This is a genomic window from Streptosporangium sp. NPDC006930 (assembly GCF_040635605.1).
Taxonomy (GTDB): Bacteria; Actinomycetota; Actinomycetes; order Streptosporangiales; family Streptosporangiaceae; genus Streptosporangium.
The window spans coordinates 17,299-41,008 of sequence record NZ_JBEYID010000040.1 but is presented as its reverse complement, the minus strand read 5'-3'; the positions used below and the strand labels follow the sequence as shown (position 1 = coordinate 41,008).

Annotated in this window: 25 protein-coding genes and 1 riboswitch; of the genes, 14 read left to right on the top strand and 11 right to left on the bottom strand. The window is 68.2% G+C overall.

From position 1 onward, the window contains the following. Nucleotides 1–679: VCBS repeat-containing protein (locus ABZ664_RS38325; RefSeq protein WP_362521961.1), on the top strand; the 679-nt coding region annotated here is incomplete at its 5' end. Nucleotides 680–833: 154 nt separating this feature from the next. Then, nucleotides 834–2,417: a VCBS repeat-containing protein gene (locus ABZ664_RS38320; protein WP_362521959.1), complete on the top strand. Its 1,584-nt coding sequence runs from the start codon at nucleotides 834–836 to the stop codon at nucleotides 2,415–2,417. 144 nt (nucleotides 2,418–2,561) lie between these two features. On the opposite strand, the gene ABZ664_RS38315 is transcribed toward ABZ664_RS38320, so the two are convergent. Further along, on the bottom strand, nucleotides 2,562–2,945 hold the full coding sequence (locus tag ABZ664_RS38315) for a DUF427 domain-containing protein (RefSeq protein WP_362521957.1): 384 nt from the start codon (nucleotides 2,943–2,945) through the stop codon (nucleotides 2,562–2,564). Between the two features lie 96 nt (nucleotides 2,946–3,041). After that, nucleotides 3,042–3,326 carry an antibiotic biosynthesis monooxygenase family protein gene (locus ABZ664_RS38310; RefSeq protein WP_362521955.1) on the bottom strand — a complete coding sequence of 95 codons (285 nt, stop codon included), beginning with the start codon at nucleotides 3,324–3,326 and terminating at the stop codon, nucleotides 3,042–3,044. Nucleotides 3,327–3,622: 296 nt separating this feature from the next. Between ABZ664_RS38310 and ABZ664_RS38305 the strand changes: the two genes are divergently transcribed. From ABZ664_RS38305 to ABZ664_RS38295, 3 genes are all read left to right on the top strand, one after another. Further along, complete coding sequence (locus tag ABZ664_RS38305) at nucleotides 3,623–3,940, top strand: hypothetical protein (protein WP_350945225.1); 318 nt, start codon at nucleotides 3,623–3,625, stop codon at nucleotides 3,938–3,940. A gap of 327 nt (nucleotides 3,941–4,267) precedes the next feature. Further along, complete coding sequence (locus tag ABZ664_RS38300) at nucleotides 4,268–5,014, top strand: DUF4253 domain-containing protein (protein ID WP_362521953.1); 747 nt, start codon at nucleotides 4,268–4,270, stop codon at nucleotides 5,012–5,014. A gap of 310 nt (nucleotides 5,015–5,324) precedes the next feature. Continuing rightward, nucleotides 5,325–5,474: riboswitch (cyclic di-AMP (ydaO/yuaA leader) on the top strand. A 245-nt stretch (nucleotides 5,475–5,719) separates the two neighbouring features. Continuing rightward, on the top strand, nucleotides 5,720–6,535 hold the full coding sequence (locus tag ABZ664_RS38295; protein ID WP_362521951.1) for a hypothetical protein: 816 nt from the start codon (nucleotides 5,720–5,722) through the stop codon (nucleotides 6,533–6,535). Nucleotides 6,536–6,694: 159 nt separating this feature from the next. On the opposite strand, the gene ABZ664_RS38290 is transcribed toward ABZ664_RS38295, so the two are convergent. The 6 genes from ABZ664_RS38290 to ABZ664_RS38265 all read right to left on the bottom strand — a co-directional run bounded on the left by ABZ664_RS38290 (nucleotide 6,695) and on the right by ABZ664_RS38265 (nucleotide 10,871). Next, nucleotides 6,695–7,066 (bottom strand): hypothetical protein, encoded by a 372-nt coding sequence (locus tag ABZ664_RS38290; RefSeq protein WP_362521949.1) that lies wholly within the window; start codon nucleotides 7,064–7,066, stop codon nucleotides 6,695–6,697. Between the two features lie 12 nt (nucleotides 7,067–7,078). After that, a complete protein-coding gene (locus ABZ664_RS38285; protein WP_362521947.1) occupies nucleotides 7,079–7,465 on the bottom strand; it encodes a roadblock/LC7 domain-containing protein in 387 nt (128 codons plus the stop codon). A 52-nt stretch (nucleotides 7,466–7,517) separates the two neighbouring features. Next, nucleotides 7,518–8,411, bottom strand: a complete 894-nt coding sequence (locus tag ABZ664_RS38280; RefSeq protein ID WP_362521945.1) for a hypothetical protein — start codon at nucleotides 8,409–8,411, stop codon at nucleotides 7,518–7,520. Nucleotides 8,412–8,415: 4 nt separating this feature from the next. After that, entirely contained in the window at nucleotides 8,416–8,796 is a 381-nt protein-coding gene (locus ABZ664_RS38275; protein WP_362521943.1) for a roadblock/LC7 domain-containing protein, read from the bottom strand. Nucleotides 8,797–8,948: 152 nt separating this feature from the next. Then, nucleotides 8,949–10,160, bottom strand: coding sequence for a DUF4032 domain-containing protein (locus tag ABZ664_RS38270; RefSeq protein WP_362521941.1), 1,212 nt, complete (start codon nucleotides 10,158–10,160; stop codon nucleotides 8,949–8,951). Nucleotides 10,161–10,223: 63 nt separating this feature from the next. Further along, nucleotides 10,224–10,871: a class II aldolase/adducin family protein gene (locus ABZ664_RS38265; protein WP_362521939.1), complete on the bottom strand. Its 648-nt coding sequence runs from the start codon at nucleotides 10,869–10,871 to the stop codon at nucleotides 10,224–10,226. Between the two features lie 331 nt (nucleotides 10,872–11,202). Between ABZ664_RS38265 and ngcE the strand changes: the two genes are divergently transcribed. The 6 genes from ngcE (at nucleotide 11,203) to ABZ664_RS38235 (ending at nucleotide 16,184) form a co-directional block, all read left to right on the top strand. Then, nucleotides 11,203–12,654, top strand: coding sequence for an N-acetylglucosamine/diacetylchitobiose ABC transporter substrate-binding protein (ngcE, locus tag ABZ664_RS38260; RefSeq protein WP_362521937.1), 1,452 nt, complete (start codon nucleotides 11,203–11,205; stop codon nucleotides 12,652–12,654). 6 nt (nucleotides 12,655–12,660) lie between these two features. Next, nucleotides 12,661–13,572 (top strand): sugar ABC transporter permease, encoded by a 912-nt coding sequence (locus ABZ664_RS38255; protein WP_362521935.1) that lies wholly within the window; start codon nucleotides 12,661–12,663, stop codon nucleotides 13,570–13,572. Then, complete coding sequence (locus ABZ664_RS38250) at nucleotides 13,572–14,489, top strand: carbohydrate ABC transporter permease (RefSeq protein ID WP_362521933.1); 918 nt, start codon at nucleotides 13,572–13,574, stop codon at nucleotides 14,487–14,489. Before ABZ664_RS38255 ends, ABZ664_RS38250 begins: the two co-directional genes overlap by 1 nt. 108 nt (nucleotides 14,490–14,597) lie before the next feature. Further along, complete coding sequence (locus tag ABZ664_RS38245; RefSeq protein ID WP_362521931.1) at nucleotides 14,598–15,200, top strand: hypothetical protein; 603 nt, start codon at nucleotides 14,598–14,600, stop codon at nucleotides 15,198–15,200. Then, nucleotides 15,187–15,477: a 4a-hydroxytetrahydrobiopterin dehydratase gene (locus tag ABZ664_RS38240; RefSeq protein WP_350945238.1), complete on the top strand. Its 291-nt coding sequence runs from the start codon at nucleotides 15,187–15,189 to the stop codon at nucleotides 15,475–15,477. The genes ABZ664_RS38245 and ABZ664_RS38240 overlap by 14 nt, the downstream gene beginning before the upstream one ends. Before the next feature lie 131 nt (nucleotides 15,478–15,608). After that, the gene (locus tag ABZ664_RS38235) at nucleotides 15,609–16,184 is read left to right on the top strand and encodes a superoxide dismutase family protein (RefSeq protein WP_362521928.1); all 576 of its coding nucleotides are present in this window, start codon (nucleotides 15,609–15,611) and stop codon (nucleotides 16,182–16,184) included. A 311-nt stretch (nucleotides 16,185–16,495) separates the two neighbouring features. Here ABZ664_RS38235 and ABZ664_RS38230 read toward each other — a convergent pair whose 3' ends face one another. Then, nucleotides 16,496–17,626 carry an RNA-guided endonuclease TnpB family protein gene (locus ABZ664_RS38230; RefSeq protein WP_362521926.1) on the bottom strand — a complete coding sequence of 377 codons (1,131 nt, stop codon included), beginning with the start codon at nucleotides 17,624–17,626 and terminating at the stop codon, nucleotides 16,496–16,498. Nucleotides 17,627–17,773: 147 nt separating this feature from the next. Further along, nucleotides 17,774–19,222 carry a serine hydrolase gene (locus ABZ664_RS38225; RefSeq protein ID WP_362521924.1) on the bottom strand — a complete coding sequence of 483 codons (1,449 nt, stop codon included), beginning with the start codon at nucleotides 19,220–19,222 and terminating at the stop codon, nucleotides 17,774–17,776. Between the two features lie 183 nt (nucleotides 19,223–19,405). Between ABZ664_RS38225 and ABZ664_RS38220 the strand changes: the two genes are divergently transcribed. Continuing rightward, a complete protein-coding gene (locus tag ABZ664_RS38220; RefSeq protein ID WP_362521921.1) occupies nucleotides 19,406–21,232 on the top strand; it encodes a histidine kinase in 1,827 nt (608 codons plus the stop codon). Nucleotides 21,233–21,359: 127 nt separating this feature from the next. On the opposite strand, the gene ABZ664_RS38215 is transcribed toward ABZ664_RS38220, so the two are convergent. Next, nucleotides 21,360–22,208 carry a fused MFS/spermidine synthase gene (locus ABZ664_RS38215; RefSeq protein ID WP_362521919.1) on the bottom strand — a complete coding sequence of 283 codons (849 nt, stop codon included), beginning with the start codon at nucleotides 22,206–22,208 and terminating at the stop codon, nucleotides 21,360–21,362. Nucleotides 22,209–22,420: 212 nt separating this feature from the next. Here ABZ664_RS38215 and ABZ664_RS38210 point away from each other — a divergent pair, with 212 nt between their 5' ends. Beyond that, nucleotides 22,421–23,089: a hemolysin III family protein gene (locus tag ABZ664_RS38210; RefSeq protein ID WP_362521917.1), complete on the top strand. Its 669-nt coding sequence runs from the start codon at nucleotides 22,421–22,423 to the stop codon at nucleotides 23,087–23,089. Between the two features lie 10 nt (nucleotides 23,090–23,099). Next, the gene (locus ABZ664_RS38205) at nucleotides 23,100–23,480 is read left to right on the top strand and encodes a PPOX class F420-dependent oxidoreductase (protein ID WP_362521915.1); all 381 of its coding nucleotides are present in this window, start codon (nucleotides 23,100–23,102) and stop codon (nucleotides 23,478–23,480) included. Nucleotides 23,481–23,710: the final 230 nt, after the last annotated feature.

Below are 23,710 nucleotides of genomic sequence, written 5' to 3'. Positions count from 1 at the left end.
GGTGGTGGGTGATTTCACCGGTGACGGTAAGGCCGAGCCGGCGATGATGCGTGATGACGGTGATGGGTCGATGACGATCTGGCGGTGGTCGTCCAGCGGGTCGTCGTTCGCGCGTGCGGCGGATTATGAGTCCGGTGGGTGGACGATGTCGCAGGTCGGTGACCGGGTGGCCGCGGGTGATGTGGATGGTGACGGTTCCGAGGACATCGTGGCCGCGTATCAGAATTCCGACGGCACGTTCAGCTATCTCGTCTGGAAGAAGGGTGTGAGTTACGCGGGTAAGTGGTACACGTCGGGGCCGTTCGAGTTGGGTCCGGTGGATGGGCGTTTGGTGGTGGGTGATTTCACCGGTGACGGTAAGGCCGAGCCGGCGATGATGCGTGATGACGGTGATGGGTCGATGACGATCTGGCGGTGGTCGTCCAGCGGGTCGTCGTTCGCGCGTGCGGCCGATTATGAGTCCGGTGGGTGGACGATGTCGCAGGTCGGTGACCGGGTGGCCGCGGGTGATGTGGATGGTGACGGCTCCGAGGACATCGTGGCGGCGTATCAGAACTCCGACGGCACGTTCAGCTATCTCGTCTGGAAGAAGGGGCTGAGCTACGCCGGTAAGTGGTACACCTCCGGCCAGTTCCAGCTGGGTCCGGTCGCGGGCCGCCTCGTCCTCGGCGACTGGTAGCTCCTTTGGTATGTCCTCGGTTCGGGGACACGGGGCGGCCTTCCGGGCCGCCCCGCTCCCGGAACCGAATGAGTTCGACAACCCCCCTCGCTGTCGCAAGCAGAGAAAGAGAAGAGCCTTGCGAAGATCAGTGTCGTTAATTCTCCGTCGCGGCATGACCGTCATCGTCAGCGCGGCCCTCCTGGCGGCCGCACCATCCGTGGCCTCGGCCGCCCGGATTCCGAGCCCGGCACCGACGATTCCTCCGTCCGAGGCGTCGGCGGCGGTGGCGTACGAGACAGTTCCCTGCGATCCGAACGGTACGACCAGCGGCGATGCCGCTCTGGCCACTCGGCTGAACAGTCAGTTGAAGTCCGACATGCGCGGCTACATGTCCGCGTACCGCACCTCCTGCGCCCGGATGGTGGTCAACGCGGTCAAAGCCCGGGGTCTGTCCTCTCGCGCCGCGGTGATCGCCATCGCCACGGTGATCGTGGAGACCCACCTGCAGAACATCAGCGTCGAGGTCGACCACGACAGTCTGGGCCTGTTCCAGCAGCGGGCATCGTGGGGCAGTCGGGCTCAGCGGTTGAACCCGACCTGGGCCACCAACGCCTTCCTCGACAAGATGCTTCGGCTGTATCCGAACAACTCCTGGGCGACGGCCTCGATCGGTGAGGTCTGCCAGGCGGTGCAAGTATCGGCGTACCCGGACAAGTATCAGCTTCAGGCCGGGGACGCCCAGATCATCGTCAATGCGCTGTGGGCGCCGACCACTCGATCCGAGCCGGCGATGATGCGTGATGACGGTGATGGGTCGATGACGATCTGGCGGTGGTCGTCCAGCGGGTCGTCGTTCGCGCGTGCGGCGGATTATGAGTCCGGTGGGTGGACGATGTCGCAGGTCGGTGAGCGGGTCGCCGCGGGTGATGTGGATGGTGACGGTGCCGATGATGTGGTGGCGGCGTATCAGAATTCCGATGGCACGTTCAGTTTCCATGTGTGGAAGAAGGGTGTGAGTTACGCGGGTAAGTGGTACACGTCGGGGCCGTTCGAGTTGGGTCCGGTGGATGGGCGTTTGGTGGTGGGTGATTTCACCGGTGACGGTAAGGCCGAGCCGGCGATGATGCGTGATGACGGTGATGGGTCGATGACGATCTGGCGGTGGTCGTCCAATGGGTCGTCGTTCGCGCGTGCGGCGGATTATGAGTCCGGTGGGTGGACGATGTCGCAGGTCGGTGACCGGGTCGCTGCCGGTGATGTGGATGGTGACGGTTCCGAGGACATCGTGGCCGCGTATCAGAATTCCGACGGCACGTTCAGCTATCTCGTCTGGAAGAAGGGTGTGAGTTACGCGGGTAAGTGGTACACGTCGGGGCCGTTCGAGTTGGGTCCGGTGGATGGGCGTTTGGTGGTGGGTGATTTCACCGGTGACGGTAAGGCCGAGCCGGCGATGATGCGTGATGACGGTGATGGGTCGATGACGATCTGGCGGTGGTCGTCCAATGGGTCGTCGTTCGCGCGTGCGGCGGATTATGAGTCCGGTGGGTGGACGATGTCGCAGGTCGGTGACCGGGTGGCCGCGGGTGATGTGGATGGTGACGGCTCCGAGGACATCGTGGCCGCGTATCAGAACTCCGACGGCACGTTCAGCTATCTCGTCTGGAAGAAGGGGCTGAGCTACGCCGGTAAGTGGTACACCTCCGGCCAGTTCCAGCTGGGTCCGGTCGCGGGCCGCCTCGTCCTCGGCGACTGGTAGTCGATCACCTGTGACGCGACGGTGGGCGGCTGCGGGGTGCCGCCCACCGTTGGCCGTACGAGTCGAAGTGCCCGTCCCAGTGGTGATCGGAGGGTCGGGTACGAGAGCCGGACGTCTCCCGGCGGACTCAAGCCGAAAAGGCGCTCAGGCGGCCGGTTCCTCGACGATGGAGTCGACCCGGTCGGGATAGAAGGCGACGTGGTCCTTGATCTCGGCGACGGCCGGATACGGCGACTCGTAGAACCACACCGCGTCCACCGCCTGCTTCCCGTCCACCGTGACGGTGTAGTAACTCGCGTCGCCCTTGAAAGGACAGTAGGTGGCGGTGTCGGTCCGCTCCAGCAGCGAGCGGTCGACGTCGGCGATCGGGATGTACTGCACCGGCGGGTACGCCGCCTCCCGCAGTGTCAACGCGCTCCGCGAGTCGGCGACCACCCGGCCTGCCACCGAGACGACGATTCGGGCCGGGTTCGGCGTGATCGTGATCGGGTGACTGGGGCTGGGCTCCAGGATGGGCTTGTCGGTCATGACGAGACCCCTTTCTGTCATGTCCAGTCTGCCGGACCCCGGACCCCGGACCCTGGACCGCGTCGCCATCCCCCTCCCTGGTGGTGTCGACCCCGCTCAGGCGGGGCCGACGCCGGAGATCTGGTAGCGAGACACCTCGGCATCGCGGATCATCGTCTCCTGGTCGTCGCTCGGCCCGGAACCTCGGAAGGCGTCGAGGGTCTCCTCCGACTCCCACCGCTCGTAGACGTTGATCCGGCCGGTGTCGACGAGGTCGGCGCCAAGCGTGAAGTCGAGGCAGCCGGACGCGGCGCGGGCCTGCTCGATCACGCTCACGCATCCCTTGAGGTAGTCGTCACGGGCATCGGGGGCGACACGGATCCAGCCGGAGATAATGATCATGCCAGCAGGGTACGGCCCGCCACTGACAGAACCGGCTCCACGGGCACGCGTGCACCCTTTCCGTGTTGTCCTGGCCCCCACCGCCCCTCCTCGTCGGTCGCGTATATACGCGTATATAAAGGTGTCCGCCTTCCGCACCGGTCGCGCATTCCAGACGTCGATCCTTCCGCACCGGTCGCGCATCTCGGGCGTCGATCTTTCCGTGCCGTTCGCGCATATCAGGCGTCCGCCGGGCACGTAGGATTCGACGGCTGGGCAGGCGACGACGAGGACGACGAGGACGACGAGGACATGGTGTGAGCTTTGATCTCGGGGTCTGGTTTGCGGCCGGGCCGATCACCGCGCGGGAGGCCCTTCTTCGATATCTCGCCTGGGACGAGAGCGGAGCCGCACCCGGTGAGCCCCGCCCGGAGGTGGCGGCCTTCTACGAGGAGCTGACGGCGCTCTTCCCCGACCTGACCGTCGAGAACTACGGCGCCTCACCGTGGTCCGAGCCGCTCACCGTGGGCGAGGACTTCGTGCTGATGAACGCGGTCTTCCCACGGGCGGGGGAGGTGTGCCGCGTGGTCCTGGAGATGACGCGGCGCCACCCCCTGGTGCTCTTCGAGCCTTAGCTCTCCGGCTTCGTGGGCCCGCCCATTACCCCGAGACTCACGGCGCCCTCGCGAACGCGGCCTGTAGCCCCGAACGGTCTCGTTGAGCGTTGAGGGGTGGCACCCGCTCGGCCCTGTTCCCCTCTGTACCGATAATTTTTGCCTGGACCAGGGCAGAACTGTCCCTCGGGATGGTTGACAGGCCAAAATTGATCCGTGGTCAGGATCGGATCGGTAGAGATGAGCGATTGCGAGCGTGAGAGACTCCCGCCAGTTCTGGGCCAGCTGTTCGCCGATGGGGGAGAAGGAGCCCACGAAGGTGAGGGGGACGGGGGCAGGAGGCTTTCGGTGGAGTTGCCGCCGGGGGACGTGGTGTGGCCCGACCCCGGTTACGCTCAGCTCGCGGTCCGTCGCCGTCCGGCGTTCTGGCTGAGTGAGGTGACGGTCTCCGGCGAGTACTGGGCCCGGCTGAGGGCTCAGCACGAGCAGTCGGGCCTGTGGCCGGTTCTGCTGGAGGACTCCGTCCAGCCCTGGTCGGCCGGCCAGATCGCCCCTGACACCGCCGCTCAGATCGACAACTACAACGCCGCCGCGTTCATGGCCGAGGTGTGGTCCGACTGGATCGCGAGGGCGACCCTGGACCAGCTCGAACTTCTCGACCCCTACGGTCCCGAGTGTCCGGGCCCGGCGCCCGGGGGAAGGCTCGCCGCCGATCCCGGTGTGGTCGCCGACTGGTACGCCGGGTTGGTGGCCGAGCGCAGGACCCCGCTCGGGCTCGTCGCGGTGGAGCGCGGGGCCGACGCCCTGGCCGTGATGGGCTGGCAGGGCGCCCTGAACCACAACGAGTGGATGGTCCCGCTCGCGGCCGTCGTACGGAGCTGGGAGGAGAGGTTCGGGGTGCGGGTGGTCGGGATGGGTTTCAACACCCTCGACCTCAGCGTCGCCGCGCCTCCGACGACCTCCGAGCACGCCCTGCACGTCGCGGCGGAACACTGGACGTTCTGTCCCGACAGCATCATCCAGGGGGCGGGGACCCTCATCGACTACGCCGAGCAGATCAAGGGCAGGAACGCCTGGTCGTTCTGGTGGGACTGACCGGACGGGGATGACCCGGGGGCCCATCCCGGATCTCGGGGAGGAGCTTCGTCCGGCGGGACGGGCTGTCGGCCGCCGGTGGAGGCCCCCGCGCGGGTCCGGGGGCGGGGGTTCTCGCGGCGAATGACGGCATGGGGAAGGCGTTCTCGCTGGTAGGGCGGGTGCCGACCTGGCGGGGCGATCGATGGGGCTTCCTTGAAGCTTTTAGGTAGATCTTCTGGGTTTTTCGTGGTGTTTGCTTTGCTTTGTCCGATTTGGTGGGTAGTGTCCACTGTTATCGGTTGGCGACCTGCCCTTCACAAGAGGAGGCGGCCGGCCGACGTCGAATCCCGAGGGCCCGCAGGGCTCCGGAGCCGGGGAACCAATTTTCCGGGGTGAATCCGCCGCGAACGCGCGGCGGTAGGGCAACTCCACCGCCCGAACCCGTCAGCTAACCCGGTAGACGAGATGGAGAGGAGATCCCCTCATGGATCACCGCGTCACCACGTCGGTGGACCCACTGTCCGCACCGACCACCTGAACTTTCACGCCGCCCCCCGCCCCTCGACCCGCCGCGCCTGATCGCGGCATCTTCAGGACCGTGCTCCGCGTAGCGATCGGCTGATCCGACTACGCCACCTTTTCCGATGAGCGCGTCCCCGCCGGTGCACCCCTTCGGTGTTCGCACACGGCCGCCCCGTTCCCTCGTGAAAGAGCCCTTTCTCCATGCACCCCTCCTTTGGTATGCACAAGAACGACCTGAACAAGCCCCGTCCGGGCGAGCGACCCTCGTACAGGAACACCTCCCTCGGGCGCGGCCTCGCCGCGGCCCTCACGGCCGCGAGCCTTCTCCTCTCCGGCGGTGTCGCCCTGGCGCTTCCCGCCTCCGCGGCCCCCGCCTCCACCCGCCTCGCGAACGACCCCGCGGCCGCCGCGCCCGCCGGTACCGAGGCCGTTCTCCTCCAGGGTGCGACCACGGCCTCCTACTTCTGGGACGACTCCTCGGGCCGGGCCGGTGACACCGGACTGCCCGCCAGCGGCAAGCCGATGCAGAAGGGCATGATCGCCAGCCCGAGCTGGCCCCTGTTCACCGAGGGATACGTCCTCTACAAGGGCAAGAAGGCGAAGTTCTTCGTCGGCGACCGCGGCCCGGGTACCCCCTCCAACCGGGGCATCATGATCGACATCGACGCCAAGACCTTCGCCGACCTGACCGGCGGCACGTTCAACTCCCGCACACTCGGCGTGGACGGCAACGGGGGCATGGGCCACATCGACATCCAGTACGTCGTCACCAAGTGGGGCAACGGCACGGGGATCAAAAACCACCCCGTCGCGTTCTCCACCGGCGCGTGGAACCGCAGGGACACCAGCCCGGCCCAGCCGCCGACGACCGTCTTCGCGATGGCGAGGAAGCTGGGCATCGGCCTGCAGACCCAGCTGGTGAGTGCCGAGGCGCGGCCCTGGCTCGGCAAGCCCAAGGTCATGGTCGAGCACGTCTCCGAGCATGTCCCCGACGGCGTGGCCGCGGAGAAGAACTGACCCCGACGGCGCGACAGCCGGGAAGAACCGGCCTCCGCCACCGCCACCGTCCCCGGCGGCGTGGCGGCCCAGAAGAACCGACCCCTCCGTCACCGTCCCCGAGGTGCGGAGGGTTCCGGTGCGGTCCGCGCCTGTCGGGGCGCGAACCGCAGCGGAGGATCAGACTTCGAGCTTCTCCTCGATGCCGCGCAGGCTGTGCCGGGCGAGCGCGAGGTTGGCCCGGCTCCGGTCGAGGGCCAGGTAGAGGAACAGCCCTTTACCGCTCCGGCCCGAGATCGGGCGGATCACGTGATACTGCGTGCCGAGCGTGATGAGGATGTCCTCGATGCCGTCCTTGAGGCCGAGCGACTCCATGGTCCGCATCTTCGCCCTGACGACCTCGGTGTTACCCGCGGCCGCGACCTGGAGGTCGAGGTCCTTGGACCCGCCGAGCGCGCCGAGCGCCATTCCGCTGTTGTAGTCGACGACGACCGCGCCGATGGCGCCGTCGATCGCCATCATCTCCTTGAGCGAGATGTCCATGTTGCCCATTACTGTCTCCGATCACTGGGATATCGATGTGCGTGAGCTGACGGCGGCGAGTCTGTCCGCCGTTTTGCGGCCCTCCAGCCTGAGCAGCCCGAGATTGGTCCCCGGGCGTGCCAGGACTGTGAGAACGATCTTGGGTCCGGCGGCGTAGAACGCCGCGTAGCCGTTGGTTCCGGAGATCAGCGTCTCCTCGAAGGCGCCCTTGCCGGCGATGCCCGTCATCCGGCGGCTCAGGGCGAGCACCGCGGAGGAGAGCGCGCCCGTCTGCTCGATGTCGTTTCTCAGGTCGCTGGCTATCGTCAGGCCGTCGACACTGCACGCGATGCTCCCGTCCACGTCGGGTACGCGTTCTCGCAGCATCGCCATCTCACGGCGTATCTCCTCGCGCAGTTCCACCGGCATCCTCCTTCCGATCAACTTCAGCGTCCGTAGCCTTATCGGCATGTGACCGGGCTCAAGTCATTGCCTCCAATGCGTTCCTGAGCCGGATGAGCAGGTTGACGTCGGCCGGGTCCCCGTTCGCCCTGGGGATCCGCTCCGACGTCTCCACGGAGCCCGTCCCGGCCGCCGGGATCTCCGTGGCGCCCTTCGTCCGCCTGGGCAGCGGGTCCGGCGCGGCGGGGGCCTCGGCCGGACCGGGCTCCGGGACGCGGAGCAGCCCGGAGGAGGCGAGCTGTCGTACGGCGAGCAGTACCGAGTACGCGGGACGGCCCAGCTTGCGCGCCAGCTCGGCCGGGGTCGCGACGGAGTCGGCGCCGACGAGCACCTCCCACTGGAGCGCGCTCAGCACCACCCGGTGGGCGTCGATGCGCTCCACCGGGACGACCGGGAGCGTGTCCAGTTCCGCGGACGGCCAGATCTGTTCCAACTGCGCCTTCCTCCGCTCGCACTCCCGGAGCAGGCCGGTCGCGTCGAAGTACCACTGCGGTCCGAGCCAGTGCCGCTCTCCCCGCCGGAACCTGGGCCGGTGCCCGGTGGCCCGCAGCAGGAAGTACGCGGCGTCGAGCACCGTGCTGAGCACGCAGAACTCCAGCTCACCCCTGGTGAGCAGGCCCTGGACGATCAGCCGCTCGCCGCCCGTCGGCTGGGGCTCCCGCGACTCCCGCGGCTCGGGAAGGGGCGCGGGGTCCGGTCGCCTGCGGGTGGTGGCCTGCCTGACCTGCCGTACGGCGTGGGCGGATATGCCGCGGCAGGCGCCCAGCAGGTCCTCCAGCCGAGGGGCGGACGCGCTCTCGGCGTAGGTCACGCGGCCGTCGGTGAGGTAGATGACCCCCGCCTTGCCGAGCCGCAGGGATCCGGTGGCGTGGTCGCCGGCGAGCCCGCTGAGGATGTTCTCGACGCTGGGCATGGGCTCACGTCGATATCAGGCGGCCGGAAAGGGCCTGGAGGCGGTGGCGGGCCAGTGCCAGGTTCGAGCGTTCCAGATCGAGCCTGACGTAAATGACGAGCGGGCCGTCGAACGGCGTTTCCAGCGGCTTCAGTAAATGGTGTCCGCCGTCCGTGGTCACGATCATGTCGTTGATCCGGACCGTGCCGCCGGGCACGGTGACGGCGAGCCCGTCGAGCGTCGCGCGCAGGGTCTCGCTCAGCCCCGCGGCCGACCTCTCCACGTCGGTGTGACGGCTCGCACCGCCGGCGGCCACCGCGGTCCCGCTGGTCTGATCGATGAGGATCGCGTCCAGGGCCCCGGGGATGGCCATTACCTCGGTGAGACAGTCTTCGATTCCGAGCACGTGCTCTCCCTTGCCGACGACTTCGAACGTCGCCCGGTCAGCGTAGGGAAAACCCTCGGAAACCACTCTCTCCGACTGGGGGTTTCATGGGAGAAGGGGGAGGATTCACCACCCCGAGGGGAAGTTATGCACCCCGGATGGAAATCAACCCTTTAGTCCTCGGCGATGAGTGCCTTTTCGTCCGGCTTGAAAATGAGAATGTTCTTCACATAGGAATTCACCGCGGCGGGCAGGCCGACATCGGTCCCCGCCTCCTCCGACATGTACCAGCGGTGGTCGAGCACCTCATGGAAGAACTGCGCGGGCTCCAGCTTGCCCCGCATCTCCTGAGGGACGGCCTGCACCGTGGGCTGGAAGACCTCGGCAAGCCAGCGGTGGGCCACGATCGCCTCGTCCTCGTGGCGAAGACCGTGTGACACGCGGAAGGAGTCGAGGTCGTTGAGGAGGCGTCTGGCCTGGTTCTCCTCCACGTCCAGGCCGGTGAGCCGCAGCAGCCTGCGCTGGTGGTGCCCGGCGTCCACGACCTTGGGCCTGACGATGAGCCGCCCGGTGCCCGCCTTGCGGCGGACCATCATCTCCGCGACGTCGAACCCCAGGGAGTTCAGCCGGCGGATCCGCTGGTCGATCATGTGCCAGTCGACCTCTTCGATGATCTCGTCGGAGGTGAGCTCGCTCCACAGACGGTGGTAGCGGCGGCAGACCGAGTCGGCGACCTGCTCGGGGTCGATGGAGGAGTGCAGCAGCCCGCCCGCCTCCAGGTCGAGCATCTCGCCGAAGATGTTGGTGTGCGCCACCTCGATGTCGTACAGCCGCTGCCCCTCGCTGATCATGGGGTGCAGTTCGCCCGTCTCGGCGTCGACCAGATAGGCGGCGAAGGAGCCCGCGTCCCGGCGGAACAGGACGTTCGACAGCGAGCAGTCGCCCCAGTAGAAACCGCTGATGTGCAGCCGTACGAGCAGTACGGCGAGGGCGTCGAGCAGTCGGTTGAGCGTCTCTGGGCGGACCGTCCCCGACATGACCGCGCGGTAGGGCAGCGAGAACTGCAGGTGCTGGGTGATGAGCGCGGAGTCGAGCGGCTCGCCGTCCGAGCCGGTCCGCCCGGTGACCACGGCGACCGGCTCGACGGACGGGGTGTCCATCCGGCTCAGGTCCCACAGCAGGCGATACTCGCGCTTGGCGTAGTACTCGCTGATCTCCTTGATCGCGTACACCTTGCCCGACAGGCGGGCGAAGCGCACCACGTGCCGGGAGATGCCGCGGGGCAGGGAGACCAGGCGGTGCTCGGGCCACTGCTCCAGCGGGACGTCCCAGGGCAGGCGGATGAGGTCCGGATCGCTCGGCGCGCCGGTGAGCTGCAGGGGCATGGGGTCAGTCCTCGCGATGGGGAGTCCGGCGGTGTGCCGGACGGGCAGGTGGTCGCGCCGCGGTCAGTCCTCGCGGCGGGGAAAGGTGGGCGGGTCGAGGGCGCGCCGGACCACCGAGGCGAGCTGCTCCTCGGTGAGCACGCGGGGCTCGCCGACGCTCCTGGCCCGCACGTAGACCTCGCAGAGCCACTCCAGCAGCCTGGTCGCCTCGAAGGCGCCGTCCAGGTCGTCGCCGATCGTGACCCCGCCGTGGTTGGCCATCAGCGCGGCACGCCTGTCCTTGAGCGCGGCCCTGACGGAGGCGGCGAGCTCGGGGGTGCCGTAGGTGGCGTACTCGGCGACCCTCACGGTCCCGCCGAGCAGCAGGACGTTGTAGTGGATCGGCGGCAGCTCGCTCATGGTCGTGGCGACCACGGTGCCGAAGACGGAGTGGGTGTGCACGACGGCGCCGGCGTCGGTGGTCGCGTAGACCGCGAGGTGCATGGGGGTCTCCGACGACGGCCGCAGGTCGCCCTCGACGAGGTGTCCCTCGATGTCGACGACCGGGCAGGCCTCGGGCTCCAGCCGGTCGAGGGAGACGCCGCTGGGTGTCACGGCGACCAGGTCGCCCGCGCGGACGCTGAGATTTCCCGCGGTCCCGACGACCAGTCCGGTCGCGGCGGCCCGGTGGCCGTACTCACACAGCAGGCGGCGCTGCTCGGCCAGCAACATGTCGTTAAAAGTAGGGGGTTGCGGTACCGGGCGGCAAACCTTCATTATCTGGTCTAGACCGGTTGCCGCCTGTCGGCGGCCGGAGAGCAGGGTTCCTCTACCTCCCCAGAGGTCGTGCGTCAATGGTTCGTAGAGGAATTTAGACCGCTATGTGCTGTTTCGTTGCCAGATCGCACTTCCCTGGCGTTTGGTTTCTACCGGATATGTCGCGAGGACATCACGGCTCGGTCTAGACCGGATGCGAGCTCTTGACGGTGGACTCCAGGGGTACGTACCTTCGGGCAAACGTTTAGGAAACTTTCCTAATTGATCCCCCGTGCAGGAGGGTTACATGTCCACATCGGCCAGTACGCCCGGAGATATCACCCGGCGGCAGATGCTCCGCCGGATCGGCATGACCGCTCTGATCGCCGGCCCCGGCGCAGGGATGCTCACCGCCTGCGCCACCGCCGGCGGCCCGGCCCCCGCCGCCTCCGCGGCACCCTCCGCGAGCGGCGCGATCTCCGCGGCGAACCCGTTCGGCGTCGCCGCCGACGCGCCGCTCGAGGTCGTCATCTTCAAGGGCGGCCTGGGCGACAGCTACGCCACCGAGGTCCACGAGCCGCTGTACAAGAAGGCGTTCCCGCAGGCCCAGATCAAGCACGTCGCCACCCAGCAGATCGCCCAGACCCTGCAGCCGAGGTTCGCCGGCGGCGACGTCCCCGACATGATCGCCAACTCCGGCACCGACCTGATGGACAACGGCGCCCTGCAGCAGGAGGGCCAGCTCCTGGAGCTCACCGAGCTGTGGGACGCCCCCTCCATCGACGACCCGAGCAAGAAGGTGCGCGACATGGTCGCGCCGGGCACCGTCGAGTCCGGCCTCATCGGCGGCAAGCCCTACCTGATGAACTACGTCTTCTCCGCGTACGGCCTCTGGTACGACTCCGCGCTGTTCGAGAAGAACGGCTGGACCCCGCCGAAGACCTTCGACGAGTTCAAGACCTTCGCCGAGACGGCGAAGGCGGCGGGGATCACCCCCTTCGCGTACGCGGGCAAGAACGCCTCCTACTACATGTACTGGATGATCCTCATCTCCGCCGCGAAGATCGAGGGCAACCAGATCCTGATCGACGTCGACAACCTCGTCGACGGCGTCTGGCAGCGCGACGCGATGAAGCAGTCCGCCGCAGCCTGGGCCGAGATCGCCAAATACATGGACAAGTCCTTCGAGGGCCTCATCCACACCGAGGTTCAGCTCCGCCAGAACCAGGGCAAGATCGCGCTGTACCCGTCGGGCTCCTGGCTGGAGAACGAGCAGAAGGAACAGACCCCCGAGACCTTCAAGTACGCGCTGACGCCCACCCCCAGCGTCACCGCCGCCGACAAGATGCCCTTCGAGGCCATCCGCGCCGCGGCCGGCGAGGCCTACATCGTCCCCGCCAAGGCGAAGAACCCCAAGGGCGGCCTGGAGTATCTGCGCATCATGCTCTCCAAGGAGGGCGCGCGCGGCTTCACCGAGAAGTCGGGCAACATCACCGTCGTGACCGGTGCCGCCGACGGCCTGGAACTGTCGCCGGGCAACGCGAGCCTCAGCGCCGCGCAGACCGCCGCCGGCCAGAACATCGTCACCTTCAGCAGCTTCGAGAACTGGTACAAGGAGTTCGAGACCGAGCTGCGCAAGCAGACCAACGCCCTGATGTTCGGCCGCATCTCCGCCGACGAGTTCTGCGAGAAGATGCAGAAGGCAGCCGACAAGACCAAGGCGGACTCGTCCATCACCAAGCAGGAACGGCCGGTGTAGCTCCCGATGCGGCAGGGCAAGTATCCGTTCATCGTCGGCTTTCTCGCCGCGCCGGTCCTCCTCTACGTGGTCTTCGTGATCAGCCCGTACATCCAGGCTTTCCAGATCTCGATGACCAACTGGAAGGGCATCTCGGCGAACCCTCAGTTCGTCGGCCTGGAGAACTTCACCAGGCTCTTCGACGACGAGGCCTTCTGGGCCGCGGTGCGGCACCACGGTGTTCTGCTGCTCGTCATGCCGCTGGTCACGATCGTGATCGCCCTGTTCTTCGCCTTCCTGCTCAACCTGAGCGGCGGGCAGCGGGACGGGCGGATGACCGGGATCTGGGGTTCGAAGGTCTATCGTGTGATCTTCTTCCTGCCCCAGGTCCTGGCCGTCGCCATCGTCGGCGTGCTCTTCCAGGCGATCTACCGCCCGGACGGGACCGGCGTGATCAACGGCCTGCTCGGCAAGGTCGGCATCGAGCCGGTCGGCTGGCTCATCGACCCGGACATCGCCCTGCTGTCGATCATCGCGGTGATGGTCTGGCAGGCCGTCGGCTTCTACGTGGTCCTGTTCTCGGCCGGCATGTCCTCCATCCCCAAGGACGTGTTCGAGGCCGCCGCGCTCGACGGCGCGGGCCGGTTCACCCTGTTCTTCAGGATCACGATCCCGCTGCTGTGGGACACCATGCAGGTCGCCTGGGTCTATCTCGGTATCGCCGCGTTCGACGCCTTCGCCCTGGTCCAGGTCCTCTCGGTCGACCGCGGCGGGCCCGACAACTCCACGACGGTGCTCCCGCTGGAGATCTGGCGTACGGCGTTCAACTTCTCCAAGTTCGGCTACGCCTCGGCGATGGGCGTGGCGCTGTTCTTCATGACCATCACGTTCGCCGCCCTCACCCTGCGCGTGACCCGGCGCGAGAGGATCGAGTTCTGATGGCTGCGCCTCCCACGGACACGGCTCGCAAGCCCGACGCCACCCGCCCCGCCGCCCCCGCGCGCGCCGGGCGCCGCGTGAGAAACCCGCTCGGGGTCTTCGGCGCGCTCTCCCACGTCGCGCTGCTGGTCTGGGCGATCCTGATCATCGGTCCGATCCTCTGGACGTTCCTGTCCTCCTTCAAGACCAACACCGAGATCTTCGGGGACGCGATCACGCTCCCCGCCTCGTTCGGCTGGGACGCCTGGGGCCGGGCCTGGGAGAAGGCCCACATCGGCCAGTACATGCTGAACACCGTCTTCGTGGTGGCGTGCAGCACGGCGGGCACCATGCTGCTCGGCTCGATGGCCGCGTACGTGCTGGCGCGCTACACCTTCCCCGGCAACAGGTTCATCTACTTCCTGTTCGTCTCGGGGATGACCTTCCCGGTCTTCCTCGCGCTGGTCCCGCTCTTCTTCGTGGTGAGAAACCTCGGCCTGATCGACACCCACTTCGGGCTGATCCTCGTCTACATCGCCTACTCGCTGCCGTTCACCGTCTTCTTCCTGTCGGCGTTCTTCAAGACGCTGCCCACCTCGGTGGCCGAGGCGGCGATGATGGACGGCTGCTCGCACACCCGGACGTTCTTCCAGATCATGGTGCCGATGGCGAGGCCGGGGCTGATCAGCATCACGATCTTCAACATCCTGGGCCAGTGGAACCAGTATCTTCTGCCGATCGTGCTGCTGTCGGGCAACGTCGAGGACAAGTGGCTGATCACCCAGGGCGTCGCCAACATCTCCACCAGCGCCGGGTACGAGGCCGACTGGCCGGGACTGTTCGCCGCGCTGAGCATGGCCATCATCCCCGTCATGATCATCTACATCATCTTCCAGCGCCAGATCCAGTCGGGTCTGACCTCGGGCGCCGTCAAATGACCGGATCCGGTCAAATAAACGGTCTCGGCGAGTAATCCCGGGGGCGTCGTCAGGAGTCGTTCATATTCGGAACGACTCCTGACCCTTCTCCCGCGGAGAACCCGACACATGGCCCACCCCGACCAGGATTTCCCCTTCCCCTTCTTCGGTGCGGGGGAGGCGAGTTACTACATGTGGGCCGAGGTGCACGTACGCTTCGCCCGTCAGCCCAGCAGTTCCCAGCGCGCGGTCATCGTCGACACCGTTCCGGCGCCCCTGCGCGGGGCGCTCGACTGGTGCGAGGGCCGCCAGCTCATGGTGGCGAGCGGTCTGCTCCTGCACGGCACGGTGGTCCGCACCTACCCGGTCGCCGACGGCGAGTCAGACCGCATCGGCGACGACGGCTGGCTGTACGCCGCGCCCTCCCGGATCGCCGCGTTCAACGCCGACATCGAGCGATGGCTGCTCCGCATCAACCGCGAGTGCCCGATCCTGGCCGCCTACCGCGCCGAGGACCCCGACAGCGGGGGCACCCGCCTGTCGGGCTGGCACGAGTGGAGCCTCGCCGGGCTGCCCGAACTGCTGCCCGAGCTGGAGCCCCTCCTCGACCAGGCCAGCCACGCCACCTCCATGGCCCAGGGCATCATGGCCATGGCCAGGCGCGCCGGAAGCCTGCCCAGGCTTGGTGTCCTCGCCGGAGACATGATCTCCTGGGGGGATGAACCTGCTTGACGACTCCACGGTGGACGCTCGGCTGACCGGCCTGCCCGAGTGGCGGCGCGAGGGCGACGAGATCCGCCGCACGATCAACGCCACCGACTTCCCGACCGCGATCCGCATCGTGGACGAGATCGCGGTGGAGGCCGAGAAGCTCGACCACCACCCCGACATCGACATCCGCTGGCGCACCCTCCACCTGGCGCTCAGCACGCACAGCGCGGGCGGCCTGACGGAACTCGACTTCACCCTGGCCGCCCGCATCGACGAGATCGCCTCGGCCAACGCCTGAACCGCTCCCGCGCCGATCACATCCCGCGCTTCCTGGGCGGCGTGGCCGAGAGCGGTCAATACCGAGAGTGATCATATGATTACTCGATATGGTGGGCTCTGCTCTTCTCCGGCCGCTCAAGGAGATCGTGGATGCGCATCATGGGAGTTCTCGCCGCTGTGGCTCTGCTCTGCGCGGGCTGCGGTGATCAGGCCGCCGATCCCGCCGGGCGCGGCCCGGCCGTGGCGTCGGCCACCCCGGGCGCCCGCGAGATCCGTCTCATCGGGGGCGGCACGTTCACCGATCCCGCGCCGCGCGCCTCCGCCATCGTCTACGACACCCGGCTCGTGCCGCCGGGAGCCTGGGCACAGGTCAACATGGAGTCCGGGGCGGTGCTCGCCACCGCCACGGTCACCGTGAAGGGCATGCTCCCGGGGCGTACGTACGGGGCGCACCTGCACGTCAACCCGTGCGGCTTCGAACCGGAGGACGCCGGGCCGCACTACCAGCACTCCCACACCCACGCGAGCGCCGAGAACGAGGTCTGGCTCGACTTCACCACCGACGCACGGGGCGCCGCCACCGGCACCGCCACCCAGGGCTGGGCGCTCGTCCCCGGGCGGCTCCCCAGATCGCTCGTGATCCACGCCGAGCCCACCCGCAGCACGGGTCCGGAGGCCGGCGCGGCCGGTATCCGCGTCGCCTGCGTCACCCTCGTCGAGCGCTAAGCCTGTCAGCGGCCCCTGGGCCGGAGGCCACGGCGCCACCTTCCGGCCACGATGTCTCCGTTCCGTTGGGATGGTGCCGCCGTGTGAGTCAGCCTGGTCCATCACGCTATCGATCATGTAGGTGACGTTCTCGAAGCCTGGTGCGAGCACCAGAGATCCCTTCGGGCTAGCCCATCTGGTCCATCATGTTGACCTCTTCCCCATGGCTGAAGCCTGGGGACTCCGACCCTCACGGGTTGGGTTTCCTGCTTCGTTGGGCCGTGCCTTCGTCGCTTTCGCGGGTCGGGTCTTACCGGTCCTCCACAGGCGTTTCACCTCTCCGCCAGCCCGGCGGCGAGGATGTTCTTCGCGGCGTTAACATCCCGGTCATGGATCGCGCCACAGACGCACTCCCACGTCCGGACATTCAGCGGCATGGACCGAGCGATGACACCGCAAGCCGAGCACAGCTTCGAGGAGGGAAACCACCGGTCCACGACCAGCAGTTCCCGCCCATACCACTGTGCTTTGTACTCCAGCATGGTGCGTAGTTCCCGCCAGGAGGCGTCGCAGATGGCACGGGCCAGACTGTGGTTCTTCATCAGGTTGCGCACGGCAAGGTCCTCGATCGCGACCACTTGGTTCTCGCGGACGATCGAGGTGGTGATTTTGTGCAGGAAGTCACGGCGCCGATCACCGATGCGGGCATGCAGCCGGGCGAGGGTGAGTTTTGCCTTGCGTCGGTTGATTGACCCCTTCTTTTTTCGGGCTAGTGCTCGCTGGGCGCGGGCCAGCCTGCGCCGATCGGCACGCTCGTGGCGCGGGTTGGCGACCTTGCCGTCCGTGTCGCTTACCCCCGGGATCGGACGGGAAAGCGTGACCAGCGCGGTGATTCCGGCGTCGAGCCCGATCGCCTCGCCGGTCGGGTTCAGGGGGTGGATCGTGTCCTGGCACAGGATGGAGACAAACCAGCGGCCCGCCGCATCCTTGCTCACCGTCACCGTGGACGGCCGCGCGCCCTCGGGAAGGGGGCGTGACCACACGACGTTCAGCGGCCCGTTGATCTTCGCCAAAGTGATCTGACCGTCGTGGTATTTGAACGCCGAGCGGGTGTATTCGGCCGAGGCCCGGGACTTCTTGCGGGACTTGAACGTCGGATACCTGGCGCGTTTGGCGAAGAAGTTCGCGAACGCCGCCTGAAGATGGCGCAGCGCCTGCTGCAGGGGCACCGACGATACCTCGTTCAAGAACGCCAGCTCGTCGGTGCGCTTCCACGCTGTCAGCGCCGCTGAGGACTCCACGAAGGAGATACGGCGGCCTTCGAGGGCATAGGCGCGGCTGCGCTCTCGGAGCGCCTGGTTGTACACCAAGCGCACGCAGCCGAACGTCCGAGCGAGCTCTTCGGCCTGCTCGGGGGTCGGGTAAAAGCGGAATTTGAAGGCCCGCTTCACGGTCAGCGCCATGCCTCGTATCCTGCACACCCAATTAGAGCTCGCGCAGGTGTTCGACTCCCTAACCTGTGACCCCAGGCCGCGTTTTCTGTCTCCACCCGAAAGCGGGGTCTCCACACTGGAGGTATCTAGCGGGGCCACTCAGCCATCCCTAAGGGGCTACTTTCCGCGGGCCAGTGCGAAGCCGCCTCGGCTCAGCGAGATCAGCTCGGAGATCGCGCCCCGCTCGTCCAGCGCGCCGGCGGGGTCGCTGGTCAGCGCGGTCACGACGTAGGTCCTCCCGGTGGCCGAGCGTGCCATGTACGACAGGTCGAGGACCCCCAGCTCCGAACCGCCCTTGGCCCAGACCACCGGCCACTTCTTCTTGTCGAGCCCGATCCCGACGTCGTTGGCCGACATCACCGCGCTCACCTGCTTGCCCCCCAGCTTGAGGAGCCCGGCGTAGGCGCGGCAGACGTCACGGGGCGAGCCGAACCACTCCAGAGTGTCGATCTCCCTGGGCTTCTGCCAGAGCACGATGTCCGACAGCGACTGTCCGGCGACCGTGTTCTTGAGGTAGGCGCGCTTGCCCGCGGTGTCGAGCGCCAGGTAGGCGCGGGCCTGCGCCGGGTGGTTCACGCCCTTGAGCAGGAAGACCTCGCGCGTGGTGAGGAAGGGGATGTTCCGGGTGGCGTGGCTCGACCACTGCCGTACCTTCGCCTCCACCGCCTTGCGGCCGACCGTGTGGATCAGGATGTCGGTGGCGGTGTTGTCGCTGATCGAGATCATCAGCTTGGCGGCCTCCTTCACCGTGGTGGTGCTGCCGTCTGGACGGCCCGTCAGTCCGTCCTCACCCAGGCTCTTCCACTCGGGCTTGATCGTGAGCTTGGTGTTCCAGTTCAGCTTGCCGTCGCGGACCTTCTCGGCCACGGCGCCCAGCACGTACAGCTTGAAGATCGAGCCCAACGGCCGGACCGTGTCCGGCGCCACGGCGTGCGCGACGTCGCACCTGCCCCGCGAGTCGATCTCGGCGGAGAGGAAGCCCACGCGCGGTGCGACCTCGCGGAGCCGGGCGTCGAGCTGCTTCCAGTTTTTGGGAGCGGCGGGTACGGAGGGCTCCGGAGGCGTCAGCCCGAACAGGTTGATCTTCCCGTCGCCGTCCACACCGAGCTGCAGGACGAACGCCTGCTCGCCGATCGCCCCGGTCCCGGCCAGCGCGGACGGCGTCTCCTTGGTCAGCTTCTCCAGGCGGAACCCCTTCGCCGCCTGCAGGAAGGCGTTGACGCCGTTGACCGTGAGCGACGAGAGGTAGCCGGAGTTGAGATGCTCCCCGAGCTCGCTCTCCGAGAGCGGTGCCCGGTCGGGCGCGCCGAGGAACCAGCGCAACTGCCGGCCGGCGGGGCTGTCGGGGATCTCCGGCTCGGCGAGAACGCCTCGGGCCATGACCGCTCCCGACGTGGTCGTCTCGGCCGTGACCGCCCCTGCGGTGACCGCGGAGGTGGCCGCTCCCGTGGTGACCACCTCCGTGACCGCCGACGCGGGGACGGCCAGTGGCAGGGCCGTCGCTGGAACGGCCGCGACGGCGACGGCGACGGCGAGCAGGCGCTTCGATCGGAACGGCAACCGCATGAGGTTCTCCTTGGCTGGTCTCCGGCGTTGCGGCCATCTCCCCGATGGCCCTCATCCGAAACTAGAAAGCGCTCCCCGCTCACGACACCCGGTGGTCCTCCGTCTCGCGGGTGCGGCGAACCACACCGGATATGCGGACAACCCCCTGGACGGCGGAGCCGGTGGCAGGTCACCCTACGTCCCATGACGTCCACGGCCTCCCGCACCGTCCCGGCACCCGCGTCGTCGCCGGGGCCGTCGACGTCCACCACCCCGGCCCGCGCCCTCGCCACGTCGATGGCCGCGGTGTCGGTTGCCGGGATCGTCGCGGGTTGCCTGCTGGCGGCCCGCATGTCCGTGCCGTTCAGCGAGTGGCTGTTCATCGCGGTCTGCACGGCCCTGCCGTCGGTCGGCCTGCTCATCGCGGTGCGGCGCCCCGACAACCCCTACGGCTGGCTGCTGCTCGCCGCCGCCTGCTGCCTGGGCCTCGGCTGCCTCGGGGTGGGCGTCCTGACGACGTACGGAGAAGGGAGTGGCCCTCTGGCCGTGGCCGCCGTGCTGCTGACCTCGGCGCTTCCCGTCTTCTACGGTCTGAGCTGGGTCTTCGTCCCGCTGATCTTCCCCGACGGCAGGTTGCCCTCGGCGCGCTGGCGCCCGGTCGCCTGGATCGCCGCAGTGGCGATCTTCCTGCACTGGCTGGGCATCCTGCTGAGCCCGGACGAGGTCTACGCGTTTCTCCCGTACGGCAACCCGCTGGGGCTCGAAGGCATGGCTGGGCTGTTCGCCGCGCTGGTGGGCGGGTTCGGGCAGCTGGCGGTCTTCATCGTGTCACTGTCGGTGCTGGTCTCCCTCGTCCTGCGCGGGCGGCGCGGACCCCGTGCCGAGCGACGCCTGCTCCGCTGGATGGCCTTCGGGGTGGCGGCGGGTCTGAGCGGTTCCGTGCTGACGATGATCTTCGGGCAGGCCGGGCAGGGAAGCCATGCGCTGAGCTGGCTCGGCGTCGTGACGGCGGTGGCGGCGCTGCCCGCGGTGATCACCACGGCTGTGTTCCGCCACAACCTGCTCGACATCAAGGTGGGGATCAAGGGCTCCAGACTCTTCCTGATCTTCGACCTCAGGCCCACGGTGGACGAACTCCTGACAGAGCTCGGGCCGGGCCTGGAGGAGGTGGAGCCCGTGAAGCAGCTGGGAAGGCTGGCGGAGGCCGTACGAGCGGGCCTGGAGACGCGGTGGGCCGCCGTGACGCTCGCGGACGGCACGCGGGTGGTGGCGGGCAGGGAGGACGGCGAGGCCGTGCTCACCGTCCCGGCGGGGCTGGGGCACATCGCCTGCGGACCCAAGGTCGTAGGGCGCCTCAACGCGGAGGACCGCAGGCTGCTCGTCTCGCTCGCGGTGCCGATCGGGCTGGCGATCCAGAGCGCGGGGCTGGCGGCACGCCTGGTCAACGCCCAGGAGGCCGAGCGGCGGCGGATCGAGCGCAACATCCACGACGGGGCACAGCAGCAACTCGTCGCGCTGATCGCGGGGCTGGAGCTGGCCCGCGCCACCGGCGGCGGCTCCGACAGCTTGACGCTCCTGCGCGAGCAGGCCCGCCAGACCCTCGCCGACCTGCGGGAGCTGGCGGCGGGCATCCACCCGTCCGTGCTCAGCCAGGGTGGTCTGGCCGAGGCGGTCGAGGAACGCTGTTCGCGGCTGCCGGTGGCCACGACCGTGACGGTCGATCCCGCGCTTCGCTCGCGGCGCTTTCCCGACGAGATCGAGGGAGCCGTGTACTTCACGGTCAGCGAGGCCATCGCCAACGCGCTCAAGCACGCCGACGCCTCCAGGATCGAGGCGCGGCTGGCCTGGTCGGGCGGGCGCCTGCGGGCCGTGGTCTCCGACGACGGCAGGGGCTTCGAGCGGGGCGGGTCCGGCCACGGGGGCCTGGGCGCGCTCGCCGACCGGATGGCCGCGCTCGGCGGCGGCCTCGACGTCTCCTCGACGCCCGGCGAGGGCACCCTGGTCAGCGCCTGGGTTCCCGTCCCGGACTGAGGTGCGGAACGGAGGCCGGGGCGACGCGTTCGGCCCGTGCGTCGGGCTGACGGGCCGAGGTTACGGGCCGGACGGACAGCCGGACCGGTGCGCCGGAGGGAGGGGGCAGAACAGGCTGGGAGCCGAGTCAGCCGAAGACCGCGGGCGGGGGGACGGGGATGACCACGGCGTCGCCGTCGTGCAGGGGGCGGGCTCCGGCGATGAAGTTGACGATGTCCTCGCCGTACACGCAGCGGGCCTGCGTGAGGCCGCCCGCGGCCCTGCGGGTGAGGCCGGAGACGGGCAGGGGCAGGCGGGAGGCGGCGACGATGAGGTTGCCGAAGCGCCGTCCCCGCATGACGCCGGGTTCGGCGAGCAGCACGACCTGGGGGAAGGTGGTGCGGACGGTGGCGAGCACCCGGCGGGTGAAGGCGAGCCCCTTGCCGTCCGCGACGTTGATCAGCACGGTGCCGTCCGTGCGCAGGACGCGGGCGACGTCCCCCATGTACTCGGAGGTGGCGAGCTCGATCGGCATCGTGGCGCCGCTGAAGGCGTCCAGCACGAGCAGGTCGGCGGAGGCGTCGCCGAGTCCGGTGGTGGCGGTGCGGCCGTCGAGGATCCTGACCTTGAGCCGGGGCACCGACTTCAGCCGGAGCTGGTCCCTGACGAGCTGGACGAGCCCTTCGTCCGGCTCGGCGACGATCTGCCGGGACCCCGGGCGGGTCTCCGCGACGTAGCGGGGCAGGGTGCAGGCGCAGCCGCCCACGTGCACGGCGTCCAGCGGGCCCTCGCGGAGGAGGTCGACGACGTCGGCCATCAGCCGGACGTACTCGAAGTCGAGGTAGGTGGCGTCGTCGAGGTCGACGTACGACTGCGGTACGCCGTCCTTGGAGATCACCCAGCCGGAGGGCCGGTCGAGGTCCTGCAGGAGATCGACCTCGCCGAAGGTCACCGGATACCGTCCCGGCATCGGCTCCCGCGCTTCCCGCCTGCCCATCGGTTCGGTCCTCTTTTCCCTGATGTGAACCCGTAGGTTCCTGATGCGAACCCGAGGGGAAACCATATGCGCAGTGGCGACCGGTTGGCGTCCGGGTAGGGCGGATCACCACCTCGTACGGTCTGGCGTGCGGCGCCTTGCTCTCGTCGGGTCGACGTTCGTGTAGGACAGATCACAACCTACGAACGCGTAACTTACGCTACCGTAGGTTCATGGCCACGTCCCTCACGGAAACGCTCACAGAGTCCGTCAAGCCGCGCCTGCGCGGCTGGTTGCACGCCGGGACGCTGCCCGTGGCGCTCGTCGCGGGCTTCGTCCTCGTCGCGCTGGGCCCCACCCCGGAGGCGAGGCTCGCCGCCGTCGTCTATGCGATCACCTCCGGCCTGCTCTTCGGCATCTCGGCCACCTACCACCGGGGGAAGCTCTCCCCGCGCCTGGAGGAGGTGCTGCGGCGCCTCGACCACGCCAACATCTACCTGATCATCGCGGGCACCTACACCCCGTTCGCGCTGCTCGCCCTGGAGGGTGTGGCGGGCGCGGTGGTGCTCGGCGTGATCTGGAGCGGCGCGATCGCCGGGGTCCTCTTCCGGGTGCTGTGGACCGGCGCTCCCCGGTGGCTCTCGACCGCGCTCTACATCGGCCTCGGCTGGACGGCCGTCTTCGTGCTGCCCCAGCTCGTGGAGGGGGCGGGGATGGTCGCGGTGGCCCTGCTCTTTCTGGGCGGGGTGCTCTACACGGCGGGCGGGATCGTGTACGGCATGCGCAGGCCCGACCCCTCTCCCGGCTGGTTCGGCTTCCACGAGGTCTTCCACGCCTTCACCGTCGCCGCCTACCTGGCGCAGTACGTGGCGGTGTCCCTGGTGGTCTACGCGGCGGCGTAGCCTGCCGTGCATGACGCGCATCCAGGATCTGGGCACCGAGAAGTACGTGTCCGTGACCACCTTCAAGAAGAGCGGCGCCGCGGTGCCGACGCCGGTGTGGGCCGCCTCGGACGGTGACTCCCTGCTCATCTGGACCGCCGGCTCCTCAGGTAAGGCCAAGAGGATCCGTAACAATCCGGAGGTCGTCGTGGCGGCGTGTGACGTGCGGGGCAACACGCGGGGGGAGGGGGTCAGGGGCGTCGCGCGGGAGTTGCCGGCCGAGGAGAGGGAGCGGGTCCGGGGGCTGATCATCGCGAAGTACGGGTTCCTCGCCCGGTTGATCATGATCGGCAGCAGGTTCCGCAGGGGCGCCGACGGCACCGTCGGCATCCGCATTTCTCCGCCGAGCTGACCTGGCCCACCCCGCGGCAGGTTGATTTGACCGATCTGTGGTCTCGGAAGGGGCGGTCTCCGGGAAGGGAGACGGTCATCGGGAGGGGCTTGGACCGCGCGGTCCCGGCGCCCGGACATTCGCGTCCAGGGCGTCGGGGGACCGAAAAATCTTCACAAGAACCGTCTCCAGAGCGTAATGTCTCCGTGTGGATACGTAAATAGCGGGGGATCATCTCTTCGGATCACCGT

Coding starts and splice junctions, on each gene's coding strand:
- ABZ664_RS38320 (WP_362521959.1), top strand. CDS start 834: ATGACCGTCATCGTCAGCGCGGCCCTCCTGGCGGCCGCACCATCCGTG.
- ABZ664_RS38315 (WP_362521957.1), bottom strand. CDS start 2,945: ATGACCGACAAGCCCATCCTGGAGCCCAGCCCCAGTCACCCGATCACG.
- ABZ664_RS38310 (WP_362521955.1), bottom strand. CDS start 3,326: ATGATCATTATCTCCGGCTGGATCCGTGTCGCCCCCGATGCCCGTGAC.
- ABZ664_RS38295 (WP_362521951.1), top strand. CDS start 5,720: ATGCACCCCTCCTTTGGTATGCACAAGAACGACCTGAACAAGCCCCGT.
- ABZ664_RS38290 (WP_362521949.1), bottom strand. CDS start 7,066: ATGGGCAACATGGACATCTCGCTCAAGGAGATGATGGCGATCGACGGC.
- ABZ664_RS38285 (WP_362521947.1), bottom strand. CDS start 7,465: ATGCCGGTGGAACTGCGCGAGGAGATACGCCGTGAGATGGCGATGCTG.
- ABZ664_RS38280 (WP_362521945.1), bottom strand. CDS start 8,411: ATGCCCAGCGTCGAGAACATCCTCAGCGGGCTCGCCGGCGACCACGCC.
- ABZ664_RS38270 (WP_362521941.1), bottom strand. CDS start 10,160: ATGCCCCTGCAGCTCACCGGCGCGCCGAGCGATCCGGACCTCATCCGC.
- ABZ664_RS38265 (WP_362521939.1), bottom strand. CDS start 10,871: ATGTTGCTGGCCGAGCAGCGCCGCCTGCTGTGTGAGTACGGCCACCGG.
- ngcE (WP_362521937.1), top strand. CDS start 11,203: ATGTCCACATCGGCCAGTACGCCCGGAGATATCACCCGGCGGCAGATG.
- ABZ664_RS38255 (WP_362521935.1), top strand. CDS start 12,661: ATGCGGCAGGGCAAGTATCCGTTCATCGTCGGCTTTCTCGCCGCGCCG.
- ABZ664_RS38250 (WP_362521933.1), top strand. CDS start 13,572: ATGGCTGCGCCTCCCACGGACACGGCTCGCAAGCCCGACGCCACCCGC.
- ABZ664_RS38245 (WP_362521931.1), top strand. CDS start 14,598: ATGGCCCACCCCGACCAGGATTTCCCCTTCCCCTTCTTCGGTGCGGGG.
- ABZ664_RS38240 (WP_350945238.1), top strand. CDS start 15,187: ATGAACCTGCTTGACGACTCCACGGTGGACGCTCGGCTGACCGGCCTG.
- ABZ664_RS38235 (WP_362521928.1), top strand. CDS start 15,609: ATGCGCATCATGGGAGTTCTCGCCGCTGTGGCTCTGCTCTGCGCGGGC.
- ABZ664_RS38230 (WP_362521926.1), bottom strand. CDS start 17,626: ATGGCGCTGACCGTGAAGCGGGCCTTCAAATTCCGCTTTTACCCGACC.
- ABZ664_RS38225 (WP_362521924.1), bottom strand. CDS start 19,222: ATGCGGTTGCCGTTCCGATCGAAGCGCCTGCTCGCCGTCGCCGTCGCC.
- ABZ664_RS38220 (WP_362521921.1), top strand. CDS start 19,406: ATGACGTCCACGGCCTCCCGCACCGTCCCGGCACCCGCGTCGTCGCCG.
- ABZ664_RS38215 (WP_362521919.1), bottom strand. CDS start 22,208: ATGGGCAGGCGGGAAGCGCGGGAGCCGATGCCGGGACGGTATCCGGTG.
- ABZ664_RS38210 (WP_362521917.1), top strand. CDS start 22,421: ATGGCCACGTCCCTCACGGAAACGCTCACAGAGTCCGTCAAGCCGCGC.
- ABZ664_RS38205 (WP_362521915.1), top strand. CDS start 23,100: ATGACGCGCATCCAGGATCTGGGCACCGAGAAGTACGTGTCCGTGACC.